General features: G+C 43.3%; 9 protein-coding genes. 2 read left to right on the top strand and 7 right to left on the bottom strand.

The window, feature by feature from the left end; translation table 11 throughout:
- Positions 1–125: 125 nt before the first annotated feature.
- Both G625_RS0102485 and G625_RS0102480 read right to left on the bottom strand, forming a co-directional pair.
- On the bottom strand, positions 126–3,821 hold the full coding sequence (locus G625_RS0102485; protein WP_029199856.1) for a hypothetical protein: 3,696 nt from the start codon (positions 3,819–3,821) through the stop codon (positions 126–128).
- Between the two features lie 21 nt (positions 3,822–3,842).
- A complete protein-coding gene (locus G625_RS0102480) occupies positions 3,843–4,349 on the bottom strand; it encodes a hypothetical protein (protein ID WP_029199855.1) in 507 nt (168 codons plus the stop codon).
- 163 nt (positions 4,350–4,512) lie between these two features.
- Here G625_RS0102480 and G625_RS0102475 point away from each other — a divergent pair, with 163 nt between their 5' ends.
- Complete coding sequence (locus G625_RS0102475; RefSeq protein ID WP_029199854.1) at positions 4,513–5,550, top strand: lysylphosphatidylglycerol synthase transmembrane domain-containing protein; 1,038 nt, start codon at positions 4,513–4,515, stop codon at positions 5,548–5,550.
- Here G625_RS0102475 and G625_RS18005 read toward each other — a convergent pair.
- Complete coding sequence (locus G625_RS18005) at positions 5,502–6,536, bottom strand: glycosyltransferase family 2 protein (protein WP_049895609.1); 1,035 nt, start codon at positions 6,534–6,536, stop codon at positions 5,502–5,504. The two genes, G625_RS0102475 and G625_RS18005, sit on opposite strands and share 49 nt — an antisense overlap.
- A gap of 410 nt (positions 6,537–6,946) precedes the next feature.
- Between G625_RS18005 and mgtE the strand changes: the two genes are divergently transcribed.
- Positions 6,947–8,299, top strand: a complete 1,353-nt coding sequence (gene mgtE, locus G625_RS0102465; protein WP_029199853.1) for a magnesium transporter — start codon at positions 6,947–6,949, stop codon at positions 8,297–8,299.
- A 40-nt stretch (positions 8,300–8,339) separates the two neighbouring features.
- On the opposite strand, the gene G625_RS0102460 is transcribed toward mgtE, so the two are convergent.
- The 4 genes from G625_RS0102460 to G625_RS18000 are packed head-to-tail and all read right to left on the bottom strand — an operon-like array spanning position 8,340 to position 13,995.
- A complete protein-coding gene (locus G625_RS0102460) occupies positions 8,340–9,269 on the bottom strand; it encodes a site-specific integrase (protein ID WP_029199852.1) in 930 nt (309 codons plus the stop codon).
- Between the two features lie 41 nt (positions 9,270–9,310).
- Positions 9,311–12,490 carry a type I restriction endonuclease subunit R, EcoR124 family gene (locus G625_RS0102455; protein ID WP_029199851.1) on the bottom strand — a complete coding sequence of 1,060 codons (3,180 nt, stop codon included), beginning with the start codon at positions 12,488–12,490 and terminating at the stop codon, positions 9,311–9,313.
- Between the two features lie 14 nt (positions 12,491–12,504).
- Positions 12,505–13,131: an ATP-binding protein gene (locus G625_RS20875; protein ID WP_198014828.1), complete on the bottom strand. Its 627-nt coding sequence runs from the start codon at positions 13,129–13,131 to the stop codon at positions 12,505–12,507.
- 15 nt (positions 13,132–13,146) lie between these two features.
- Positions 13,147–13,995 carry an AlbA family DNA-binding domain-containing protein gene (locus G625_RS18000; RefSeq protein WP_049895604.1) on the bottom strand — a complete coding sequence of 283 codons (849 nt, stop codon included), beginning with the start codon at positions 13,993–13,995 and terminating at the stop codon, positions 13,147–13,149.
- Positions 13,996–14,048: the final 53 nt, after the last annotated feature.

The following is a 14,048-nucleotide window of genomic DNA, read 5'->3' as shown; positions in this document are numbered from 1 at the left end:
ACGTCACAAAAAATATACATATAAGTTATGACGGCTTCCCTGTAAAGTTATAACAAAAAAACGGTATCCCAAAGCAGAAAATGCTGTATGGGATACCGTTTTTTACATTTCGAAAGCTATACGATTCAGCTGTCAAGATCCGTCAGGGAATCATCGAATACGGCGGTCTCATCACCACTATTGACAGTGCCATCAACATCGCAGGCAACCTCATCTTTACCGCCAACGGCTTCTTCATTTACGACGTCATCATTAACGGCAATACCGGAATCCTTTTCATCCCTGACATCATTGATCATGTCATCATTTCCGGCATTTTCCACACTACTGTCAACTGTAGTATCTCCAACAGCGCCCTCATTGACATCAGAAACATCATCATCACCGGAGTCAACAATATCGGTATCATCATTAACATTACTTTCGGCAATCGTCGTCTCTCCAACAGCATTCTTATTGACATCAGAAACATCATCATCACCGGAGTCAACAATATCGGTATCATCATTAACTTCACTTACGGCAATAGTTGTTTCTCCAACAGTATTCGTATTAACATCATTGCTATCGTCAACTACCACTTCACTATTAGCAGCAGTCTCAGCATCACCCTCAGTCACGGCAGCCTTCGACCTTTCTACGGAGACATTTGCCCTGGCTGCCAAAGCTCTGCCTGTATTATGATCCGGCTCTGCCGGGTTTTGCACGTTCTCAGCATTATCAGTATCTGAAAATTCCAAAGTCACATCAACCCCTGAATCCTTTGTTTCATCCACAGACAATGTGATTTTGGCATTGCTTTTATCTCTGATATCCGCCGTATCGATAGAGCCTACTATGACTTTTTCGTTTTCATAGTTATATTTGCATAATTCGTACCTTGAATCACTGCGCAGCTTTAGAGGCGTATGTTCAGGATATGCTTTTAAGGGAATATAGATTGGAACATAATCCTTATTCTCATCATCAACTCGGTAAATATAGTAATCACAGTAGTCATCGGTTGACAGTTCAAGGTCATAATCCAGCTCCGACAATCCATCAACTGAGTACTCCAGCTCGCACATACTGTTTAATGCCGATATGACATCCTTTGAGTCGATATGCACCTGACTGTCAGTTGGCACTTTAAATGGATATGAATAGATATTTTCATTGTAATAAATATTCAGACGGTCATATTGAGGCAGGCTGCTTCCTTTCTCAAGAATAGCTCCAAGGTTTCCGTACTTATCTACACTAGCCTCCGTACCGTTTTCCACACCGGCTATGGATAGGTATATGTTATTGTAGGTAGATTTAAAATAGTCACCGAATATATCCCCATAATCATCTATGATGACAGGAATGTCAGTTACATAATCGTCAGCTGCCTTAAGCTCTGTCCACTTATCACTGTATCCGTCTGCATTGGCATCATCAAAAAGCTTTGATACATCATCAGCAAGCTCTTCATATCCATGGAGCCTGGTTGAATAAGCCACAAAGCTCTGTATATCCTTGTAGGTACTGCTGCCGGTGATATTGGGCAGCGCATCATACCAGATCCTTAAAAGATCATCAAGAGGGATGTCCAGCTCCTTCTTCATCCTGTAGCAGATATTTCCGTAAATGGTGGCATGGGCATGACAGTTCTCACCATCCCGGTGGGTTACCAGATAGTTTTTTCCTCCCACCTTGGAGGCACCTTCCATGCTTTCAGGGTCACCCATGGATCGTATTGTCGTATCAACACCAACGCTTTCTTCGATGCTCCATTTATCGAGATCAACAGTCTGTCCCGTGGTGGGATCCCCCGCAAGGAACAAAAGCATCTCAAGGATATTGCCGCTTATATCAGCGTAACCCTCATGGAAGGAACCGTCTTTAACATAATTGGTTACCGGAGCCATCCCAAATAGTATACCGTGTCCAAGCTCATGTGATACGCCATCAAATGCTGCATTTCCCGTATTGTTGGAGATGTCTACCTCAATATAGTCCCCATAATGGCAGCAGAATGCGTTATCTGAAGTATCATCCTCATCGAAGCGCACTATGATAGGTGTTACTTTATCGTCATCAAAAAATCCCAGCTTTTTATAGTAATCATAGGATTTCTGTATGGTAACAAAGCTTTGGACATAATAGCTATGGATATCATCGAGGCTGTCAAAGCCCTTGGTGAGATCGTCGTTTTCATGGGCTTCCTTGAGATTAGCCGCTATCCTTCTGTCTTTATCCACAAGATAGTAGTAAGTCTTTTCTCCTTTCTTCATGGTGGCCACAGAAAGCGTCACATCATTGTTAAAATAGTCCTTAAATCTGATCGCTTCTGTCTCAACAGCATCGGCGAAGAGATAATCATAGGCGTACAAACCATTTTCTTCAGTAGGGATGTCCGAGTATTTTCCTATGTTATATATGTAGTTCCCGCCCGGATTTATTATATATTTAGACACATGCCCGTTCTTGTCTTTACCGTAAAAAACCTTACAGTAAGCATTCTGATAAGGGATAGAAACGGTTTCGAATCCGGTTGTGAGCAGAGTTTCATTGTTCTTTTCCAGTTTCTTAAGGATATCATCCATGATAACCTTAGCTTCAGCCTTATCCTCTTCCGAAAGCTTTGCATTGCAGTTGCTGCTTAAGCTTATGACCTTGCCGCTGTCATCTGTTCCGAGGGAGATCACACTTAAGTAGTTATTCCGGGTGCCGCCCTGATCTGCTTCCGTAAACTGATAATAAACGTGGCCCATGCTGTTGGTTACGGATCTGCTGAATTTCAGTATCTGTCCCTCAGGGAATCCGATGAGCTTCAGCATACACTCTATAGCCTTCTCTGAGTCGTGGTCATCGGAGACCTGAACATCGGTAAAGTGACCGCCAACGAAGGTCACATAGCCCTCTGCATCGGTAACCAGTATGAGGCTGTCACCGCACCTTTCCCTCAATTCATCGAGAGTAAGGTAGCGTCCGATCTCAGATACAGGTATGAGGACATTACCGTTGCCGTCTGAGATACTGTTTCCGTCGAAGGAATCGCTGCTGTCAGAGGAATCGTAGCCACGGGCTTCGGTTAATGCCTTAAGCTCATCATTTCTCTTGTAATCAGGCTTTCCTCCCCCGGTAAGCCCTGTTGTATAAAAGCCTCTCAGCCAGGCTTCCCAGTCATTTCCGTAGAGGCTCCCAAATGCCGGATGTGCGGCACGGTATTTATAAAGGTTAAAGTAGGCATTACCCGCATAACCCATATTTAGACCGAAGGTGATGTAATGATGGTACAGCGCTTCAGGATCATTTCCGCACTGCAGCGCGGCATCAGGATATGCTGCAGCATAAAACACCGGGTCAAAGGATGCCCTGAGACTGCCAGGCGCATTCTGTCCCATAAAGAAATAAGCCACCCACATATCCCAGTCATCTCCAAGGTATGAGGCAAGCTCAGGATGGTCATCCCGGTATTTTTTTATATCGAAATAGGAATTACACCGGTATCCGTTATAGATACCCTTCGTCAGAAAATGCTGATATAAGCTTTCAATATCTGTTCCTGCTTCAAGAGCTGCATCGGGATACTGAAGAGCATAAAAGAAAGGATTGAAAAGATCCTTGATGGTCTGAGGGACAGCTGCGTTTTCAGAAGCAGCCTGTGCCAGCCGCTGTTCATATGCGAGATTTGCCTGAGCTGCCGAGGCTGCACTGACACTATCAGGAGCCGCCAGAGCCTCCACAGGTACTAAAGCCGAAAGTATAGCTGCAGCCATAGAGGCCGCTGCTATGCGCCTCCTGAAAGTCCGTAGCTTCATCAGTTTATAGTTGTCCCTGTTTGTGATTCTCATTGCCGCTCCTTTGATAAGTAATTATATCCCTTTTGCCTTGAATAAATCATCTATTGTAACCTGCTTTTGAACAATTCCGCTGTCAAGATCCGCCAGAGAATCCCTTACCTTCACACTGTTGGTCCCTGCCATATAGGCGGCATAGGGAATGAGCAGATAATCATCAGTTCCGTAGAGATCATTGGCAGAAGTATCTACCACATAGTCTTCTCCGCCGATGTTTACAATATTGTAGGTATGGCTGCCGGTGCTGTTGTGTGCACATTCTGCCTTAACATTAAGACCGCAGTTCATGCCGATGATGTAGAAGCTTGCTGTGTATCCCCTGCAGTTGGTGATGCCACTTTTAAAGCCCTCCACCGCACTGGAGGATGAACCGGTATGGCGCCGGAAGGAAAAGCTGTCACAGATGTAGTTATTGATGAACACGGATTTTTCTCTGTCGCTCATGCCGGAGGTCATTGCCTTTACGTTATTTATGTGATAAAGGAGAAGCTCAAGATCCTGACTTCTTTCCGCATAGTACATGGCATCATAACTTCCTGCTTTTCCGAGAAGCAGAACGAATGACCGATCTGTAAGATCAGCTACGGACTGCTTGTTTACGATATCTTGTATATTCTTCCATTTTTATGATGTGTTGTGATACACTCTATTGAGTGAACGACGGAAACGTCCCCGGAGGTTATTGATGAACTTATTGAAGAAAAAATCTGTCTGGTTTGGTGCGCTTCTCCTTTTGGTACTTGGGGGAGCAACACTTTTTATCATATATAAGGAATTGAACGGAAACGATATAGCAGGTACTTTAAGGCATGCGGATCCACGCTGGGTGACGGCTGCAGTGGCAGCAATGATACTCTATTCCATTGCTGACGGTCTTAACATCAGAAGGTGCTTAAGGCTTACGGGATATGAGGTAAGCATACCTCAGATGATGAAATATGCCTTCGCAGGCTTCTTCTTCAGCTCCATCACCCCTTCTTCCTCGGGAGGACAGCCGGGGCAGCTGTACTTTATGTACAGGGACAAGATTAAGTTGTCTCATGGAACATTTTCTCTTCTATGTGCCTTTCTGAGTTATCAGATAATGGCGGTTGTCTGGGGAATCATCGGATTGATATTTACACCTAAGGGGATCATGAGTCTGGGAGGAAAGTTTTCCTACGTATTTCCCATAGGCTTTGCCATAAACCTCGTGACTATAGCCATCCTTATCTCCATCCTTTTTTCCAGAAGGATGACCATAATGTTTGCGTATATAGCCTTAAGGTTTAACCGTAAAAACAAAAACCCCGGCAGCAAGAACGAAATAATGCGTTTTTTCGCAAGATATCGTAAAGCTGCCGGTTTAATGAACAGTAACAAGAGAGTATTCGTGAAGATACTTCTGACCTCGTTTGTTCAGATGTCACTCTTCCATTCCGTGCCGTATCTCTGTGCCAGGGCTTTGGGCTGTGACAGTTTCGGCTGGTTCACGGGAGTCTGCACCCAGGGAGCGTTGTTCCTTTCTGTTTCCTCTCTTCCTCTTCCGGGAGCTGCAGGAGTTACGGAGTACGGTTTCGCTCTGTTTTTTGCGGATCTCATACCGAAGCATCTCATGGGAAGTACCATGATCCTGTCACGTTTCTGCAGTTTCCTGTTCCCGCTTATAGTGAGCGGCTCCCAGCTTCTGCTTCTTCAGTTGAGCGCCAATACCCGGCGTCCGATCCGGAAGGCAAGCCGGTAGACCGGATAGCATATAAAATGCGGAAGGATGCGAATGGGGCGGATGGGATGTCTGTATATAGGTTTCCGCATCATCCGGTCATAAACATCAGGTTTTTTATCTTTTATCTCATCGAGGAACGATTCCATCAGTTCCTCGTTTTCTTTTGTTCCTGAATGAAGAAGCAGGGTGATGGTTACAAGAGAAATCAGTTCTATATAATAGTACATATAATCTCTTTTTGAAGCGCTGCTGATATTTTTGATGTCCAGATCGTAGATCATATGGCGGTTTACTTCGATCTGCATATCGATCCTTTGAAGCATTATCTTTACATTAACAGACTGATCAGCCCGCCCGATAAAGTAACGGTAAAGATCCACATCCAGATAAAACATGCTTTCAACGTGCACAAGTGGATATGAAACAAACAGGTGATCCACATAGAAGGTGTGTTTCGGAAGCTCCATATTGCAGCTTACGAGGAGATCAGTCCTGAAGGTGGTGGCATGCATGAGAAAATAGGAACCCATTTTAAATTCCTTCACCTCATTCCAGGTGAAGCGGCGGTTTATGGGAAGATTCTCGTGATAGTTGATGCTGCAGCTCCTCTTTTCCAGAACGTTCTCATGAACATAGTTGGTAATGATCAGATCCACAGGATCATCGCTGTCCTTCATTTTTTTGAGAGTTCCCAGGAATATATAAAGAGCGTTTTCGTCGAGCCAGTCGTCTGAGTCCAGGACTCTGAAGTAAAGTCCGGTAGCTTCCCGAAGACCTGCCATAACAGCATCCCCGTGACCGCCGTTTTCTTTGTTTACAACCTTAACTGTGCCGGGGTATCTTCCGGCGTACTCTTCTGCTATTTTTTGTGTATCATCCGTTGAACCGTCATTAACAACGATTATCTCTATCTTATCCTTGCCCGGCAGCAGACTATCTATCGCATGGCGGACGTATTCCTGAGAATTGTAGCAAGGGATTGCCACTGAAAGAAGCTTTTGCATTTTAAAACGTTTTCCTTTAGCCGAAATATCTTTTGACGCTAAAAAATATTCTGATGAAACACGGGGTTGGTGAGTGTTTCATCAGGACCTTAAATATAAGTGTGCTTAAAGCGTACAATTATGGCTCGAATGATTGTATCATAGTTTTGAGATGTGCGGAACTTTTTTAATGAGTTAAAAGCCTTGACTTTGATATTTTCCAAACATAGAATTAAATCAAAAATCATTCTTGATTTTAAATTCTTTTGAAGGGTGGTGGTCATATGTCAAGTGACAGTCGAAGTTCAGATACTGTTCCCCGAAGTACACATAATATGATCACGGCAATCTTCTGCTGCAACACCCGGAATTCCCTTTAAAGAGTATCTTCCTGTGTGCGGCTTATTTTGCCGTATAAAAGGAGATATAAGATGGAAGAAAAGAATAATGTTTTTGACGGGCTTCTCACCATGTTTGAAAACAAGGAGTACCTGAAGCTCCGTGAGGCGCTGTCCGAGCATAATGATGCGGATATCGCAGCATGGATAGAGGAACTCGATGAGGAGCGAATGCTTAAGATATTCCGTATCCTGACCAAGAATCAGGCTGCGGACGTTTTCTCATATCTCGATGTGGATCTCCAGCAAAAGATAATCAGCGCCATGTCCGAAAAAGAAGCGGCAGGGATCATTGATAACCTGATGGCGGATGATGCTGCGGACCTGATGGATGAGATGCCGGCAAACATCGTTACGAGAATCCTGGCCAATGCCAATGCCGATACGAGACGTGAGATAAATCAGCTTCTGCGCTATCCGGATGACAGTGCCGGAAGCATAATGACGGTGGAGTTTGTGGATCTCAAGGAAAGCTCTACTGTCAGGGAAGCCATCGAACGTATCCGCAAGGTGGGTGTTGATTCCGAGACCATCGATGTGTGTTATGTTCTGGACAGCGGCAGACATCTGCTTGGAACCGTTGCCTTGAGATATCTCCTGCTCTCAAAGGATGATGAGATAATCGGGGACATAATGCATGAAAATGTCATTGCCCTTAACACCATGATGGATCAGGAGGAAGTTGCGAGACAGTTCAAGAAGTACGACTTTACCACCATGCCGGTAGTAGATAATGAAAACAGGCTTGTGGGTATCGTTACAGTCGATGATATCGTGGATATCCTGGAAGAAGAGGCCACAGAGGATATGGAAAAGATGGCGGCTATCCTTCCTTCCGACAAGACCTACATGAAGACCAGCGTGTTTGAGACCTATAAAAAGAGGATTCCCTGGCTTCTGCTTCTCATGGTGAGTGCTACCTTTACCGGTGCCATCATTAAATCCTTTGAGGATGCCCTCAGCGTGTGCGCGGTTCTTGTGGCTTATATTCCCATGCTCATGGACACAGGCGGTAATGCCGGCGGCCAGGCGTCCGTTACGGTTATCCGTGGATTGTCTCTCGGTGAGATTGAATATTCCGATGTTCCGGGAGTTATCTGGAAGGAAATCAGAGTCGCTGTTTTCTGCGGACTGACTCTTGCAGCAGCCAATTTTGCAAAGCTTCTCATCTTTGATCATGTGGCTGTGCCTGTAGCCATAACTGTATGTCTGACGCTTATTGCAGCGGTTCTGATGGCCATGCTCATAGGCTGTGTGCTTCCCGTAGGTGCAAAGCGCCTGGGTTTTGACCCTGCAGTTATGGCAAGTCCGTTCATCACCACCATCGTGGATGCTCTCTCGCTACTGGTGTATTTCAGGTTTGCGACGATGATTTTGAAGCTGTGAAAAAAGGCAGACACCTTCATCGGCGTTAGTTTTTTTACGATTACGTCAGATTTGACAGAGATCTCATAACAAGGTCAATGTCCTGGTTCTCAAGTTCCTGGATAACATGAAGGGATGTCTTCTGTGTTGTTGTCATACTTGCATGCCCAAGTCTTCTCGCAACGCTCGCTATAGATACTCCTGCATAGAGAAGTATGGAGGCATGTGTATGACGAAGACCATGAACAGATATCACAGGAATGTTCAGCTTAGTGCAGTATCTTGTCAGGATGTCATTAACGGTAGAGTTATATACCTTCTCTTTGGTGGCAAAGATAGGTTTATCTAAAGGTAGCCCTTTGACCAAGGTTGCAAACTGCATTACAAGCTGCCAGTCTATCTGGATTTTTCTGACAGAAGACTTATTCTTCGTTGGGGAGAAACCGCCGCCTGCTTTATAGTTCCAGGTCTTGTTTACGGATAATGCCTGATGAGCAAAATCAAAGTCATTAGGCGTAACAGCGAGTGCCTCTGAAAAACGCATTCCGGTTTTGGCAACAAGTAAGATAAACCAATCCCAGTTAATTGTGTCATCAAGCTTCAAGCTTTTAAGAAGGGTATGTAATTCAAATTGGTTTAGATATTTTGTCTTCTTTGTAGACGGAGTTTTTCCTTTTATTATGACCTTCCTTGTGGGGTCTCTGGGCACAAGACCCTCATCAACAGCATCCAGTACTGCCCCTTTCAGCTGATGATGAAAGTCCATGGTTGTTTGTCTCTCATGCTCCTTTGCATATTCATTTATGATTTGTTGGTATGCAACACGTGTAACATCACAAAGTCTGAGTTCAGGTGCAAGCCTGGTGATCCACATGTGGCTCATTTGATACTTTGCCAGAGTGACATCCCTGATTGCTCCCTCTTTGTATACTGAAATCCACTTCTCATAGTAGTCCTTCAACATGTCGGTCGGTTGAAAATCATTCGGCATTTTTGTCTCCTTCCTACGCCGATGAAGGACTTTAAAGCTATTTAATTGTTTTCTGTCTTGTCAGGATCCGGGATATCGAACCCATCTTCAAGGATAAACTTAGTCAGAAGCTTGTCTACACGATTACTTACAAGAAATGGCGGTAGCTTTTTCCCATCAACTCTGGAAAAGTATTCCTGTGCTTTTTCACGAACCACAGTGGCTTTCAAAGCATCAAAACGTCCGTACTCGTTAAGCTTTGTTTGAGAAACGTGAGCATTCATCATATCTTTAAGTTTAGGCTCTGACACACCCAGATATTTGACCAGTATTCGTATCTGCTCGGTTTTTGTGTTCTGAGCGTATTCAATGATATAGTCACGCAGCGTATAATCTACATAAAATTTGGCATCTCCGGACTGAACATCATGAAGGAAAAGATTTGCATATTTCTGCTCATCTTGAGACAGGAAAGCAAATGACTTATGCAGTTCTTCTAAAGTTGATTCAATCTCTTTCGGATCAGCTTCTGGGTCTTCCAACTGCTTCTTCCACTTTTCAAAGCGTGAATTCATGTAGTCATTATCGATGATACCGGTGTTCTGCTCAGAAAGATACGGGTCAATGGGAAAAGTAATTTCTTCAAAATCGCCATTTACACTACCGGGTCTTCGAAGCTCTTTATATCTTTGGGAAAGAATCTGATACTGTTCTTCAGTTGGGATCAGTATAATGTTTTCGCCCTCCACATCATCACTCTCCGTTTTTACCGGATACTCTTTCTTATTCCAGCTAAAGCCCTGAATCCTTGCTGCCTGAAGATATGTAGAAAATTCACGGAAAAGCTTTGCAAACTTAGCCCTTGAAGGAGTATCATCCGGCAGTCGGTCCATATCGGGAATGCCGGATTGTTTGAAAATATCCACCATATCCTTAAATGATATGTTCATATGCGCTACATTTGCAGGAAGATGATCTGCAAAGAGTCCCTGCGGTTTGTCACCGGAATAAAGTTTAACGGCATCATCCACATTTCTTTTCATTGTATGAGGAAGCCTGTAATATCTTATGGAACCAAAAGGCTTTTCATTTATATTGAAAAGACGGTTTGTTCTTGAAAAGGCCTGGATAAGGTTTTGATAAGTAAGCACTTTGTCAAGGTACAGAGTATTTATCCATTTTGAATCAAAACCTGTAAGCATCTGGTTTACAACGATCAAAAGATCCAACTGTTGTTCCGGCTTCAGGCGCTCATAAGGGCGCTTGTGAGCAAGTCTTGAAGAAACATCCTTTTTAAACTTCGCATAACCACCGATATCAAAGTTTTGACCGTAAATACTATTGTAGTCTTCCAGCATTTCCTTTAATCCATCTTCCTTTTCAAGTGACTTGCTGCCACCTTGATTATCGATGGTCGGATCAAATAAACCGGTGATCTTTAAATCAGGATATCTGTCACGGAATTTACGGTAGTAACGTATGGCTTCCGGGATGCTTGCAGTTGCAAATATGGCATGGAACTTATTGTTTCTGCTTAATGTAGGCCAGTTTTCCATCATATCGTCGATAACTGCATACTGATACTCATCTGTTTGCCATGCTTCTTTCTCTATATAATCCTCTATTCCCTTTCGATAACTGCCATCAGGCAGAATCTTTCCTGCCATGGGCACTTCTGATGAGGACATAAATTTATAATATTTTTTGCTCATTACCGGGTCAGAGATTGCTTCTACCTCGGATGAAGCACCCGATTCCCGAATAGCAACCCTCTTTCTAAGGTCTTTGTCACGGTATACAGACACCATGGTAGGATCAAATCCCAGAACATTCCTATCCCTTATTCCATCGGCAATACTGTATCGATGAAGCTCGCTTCCGAAGATATCTGATGTGGTGCTTAAAGCCTGCTCATTTTCTTTAAATACCGGAGTTCCGGTAAATCCGAAGAAAAGAGCATTGGGAAATGTTTCTTTTATGGTTGATAACATCTCTCCGAAGGTTGAACGATGGCACTCATCTATGATGAAAACTAATCGCTTACTCTTCATGTCCTCAAGATCCTTTGCACGCATCTTGCTTACAGCATCTTCTTTGATATTACTCATTTTTTGAATAGAGGATACTATCAACGTATTCTTAGGGTCTGTGCTTTTGAGCTTGGAAATAAGAGTTATTGTATCTTCAGTTTCCTGCACATCGTCAGCATTATCTGCGAAAGCGCGATACTCTTTAAGGGACTGAGTGCCAAGTTCGATTCTGTCCATAAGGAATACAACCTTATCTGCATCCTTTGAATTTGCAATAAGCTGCGCTGACTTAAAGGAAGTCATGGTCTTTCCGGAGCCGGTTGTGTGCCAAACGTATCTCCCAAGCTGATTGCCTGCATTCCAGTCGTTTTTTGCTACGCGATCAGAAATCTTGTTTGCGGCATAGTATTGATAGCTTCTCATTACCTTTAGGACACCGTCAGCATCATCTGCGACAGTGTAGAACCCTATGAGCTGATGTGCCATAGGGATGGATAGAAGGCGCTCAACAACTATTTTCCAATTATTTATAGGGTCATTGTTCATGTCCGCCCAATGAAAGTAGAAATCAGGATTGAATTTCCCATCCGGTCCCGGGTTTGCAAAGTACAAGGTCTCATCCGGGTTCATAGCGACAAAAACCTGAACCAGCGAGAACAGACCGGTGAAGATGTTTTCGTGGGCATACTTTTCAATCTGATTTACTGCTTCATTTACATGCACTCCTGAACGTTTTAGCTCGATATGAAAAACGGGCATACCGTTTATCAGAAGCATCAGATCTCCTCTTCTGTCCTGAAGAACCTTATCGTGACGTGGAAACTGTGGCTGTTCGGCAATCTGATATCTGCTCTGACCTGCTGCAATCTCCATGCGGTCATATATTTTCAGGCTTACTTCTTTCCCATAGTGGAGCTTGTCATCAGGATTCTTTCTGGTGATGGCAACAGTTTTACCGTTTATAAATCCATTAAGGGCAAGAGGTGTTCTCTTTTCTCTGATCTGCTCAAGCAGTTCATCCATTTCCTCCGGAATCAGGGGGCAGTCATTAAGGCGGTCAATATCTCTGTTGTTCTCAAACAGGATATCAGCCCAGTTCTGTATCAGATCCTTTTCCGTAGGATTGTAAATCACCTTCTTCTCCCAGCCATAACTCTGAAGTGCGGTGATAAGTGCTTTTTCAAAATCCATTTCTTTTTTGAAATAATCCATGAATATTGCTCCTGTTAATTTTGGACTTTACTGCTCACATATTTCTGATTCTTACTTTGGGGCTTGTCCGGAATAGTCATTTTCAGACGACCTGATTCAAGTAAAGGCTTTAGATACCTTTCGAGAAATTGGCCTCTGCTTGATAATCCGAGATGATTCATGATTTCCTGTCTTGTTTTCGGTTTTTCACAAAAGATAATCAAGTTTTCTATTTTATCATGAGCCGCATCATGTCCCTCATCATGTCCCCCATCATGTCCCTCATCATGTCCCCTGTCATGTACCCCATCATGCGTGGTCACCACCCATGATGCATCGGTCTTGCCCCAGTTTTTATTTTTAAGAGTTGCATAAAGCATAAACTCTGATTGCTTGTATTCAGGTTCCGGAAGTCCTGCTTCAGCCATGTCTCTGTATATACGATCAACACCCTCTCCGAATTCCTTAACCATATCATACTCATTAAGCAATTCCACAATCATAGGATTACGTGAGTAGTGGAACTCGCGGATATTATTGATTCGCACAACGCCGGGAAGGATCCCGGGACTTTCCACAGTAAAATGATCATCAAACATTTTAATCTGAATATCGGTTCCGCCGATACTATAATCGCGATGTGCGGCAGCATTGACAATCAACTCTGTCCAGCAGAACTAAGGGAATTCAGGGATAGTCTGAAACTTAGCGCCCTTACCAAGCTTAGTGTATTCTCTTATCTGTGTTTTAACAAAAGCAATCGCGTCATTTAACTGGTCAAGGATTCTTCCATCAAATTTTTTATCCTTGATTACATTCATCCTGTCTCCAACTTCTGCAGTCTTTCCTTCATATCGTATAAACCGGATCCGTGCACGTGGAAAGAAACGCTGCGGATTTTTTCCAAACAAAAGGATAGCCGATCCACTCACCAAATCTTCATCGCCCTGAGTAGTGATAAAGTCATGGTTGTGCCTCAGATAATGTTCTGCATCACCCTTTTCATAACCGATTCTCTGACAGTAGTTGGTTACATATTTTAAGTCTATGTCATCAATGGAAGCACCTGTTACAGGCTGATTTTCAAAGAACTTTACCCCTTTAGCGTAAACGAGCTGTAATCGTTGTTCAAAATTCAATTTTTTGCTTTTATCGCCAACACGAAGAAAAACTACATCGGACTGATTTGCGATAACTTTGTCGCTTGGGAATACCTGCATTCTGAGAATATGATTGGCTTTTCCGTTGCAATCAACTACATCTATTGTTTTTACATCAACTTTAACGCTTGGTTTGCAGTAGTCAAACGGAACCGTTAGTAACTCATTGATATTTTCCTCATAGTCATCTATGCCTGTTATATCACCATTATCTTCAATGCCTATAGCAAGATATCCGCCATCTGCATTTGCCATTGCTACAATAGGTTCAGCTAAATTAATGGCTTTAATTCTTGCAGATTTCCGATCCATAATCTGTTTTTCTGTGCTGAATTGCAAATCTTCTAATCTGTCGGGATTAAACATGATATTTATGCTCCTTTATGTAGTTCAAAACTTATATCTATAATATTTCGCTC

Source organism: Oribacterium sp. NK2B42, assembly GCF_000424445.1.
GTDB lineage: Bacteria > Bacillota > Clostridia > Lachnospirales > Lachnospiraceae > Oribacterium.
This window is presented reverse-complemented; position numbering and strand designations above follow the sequence as displayed.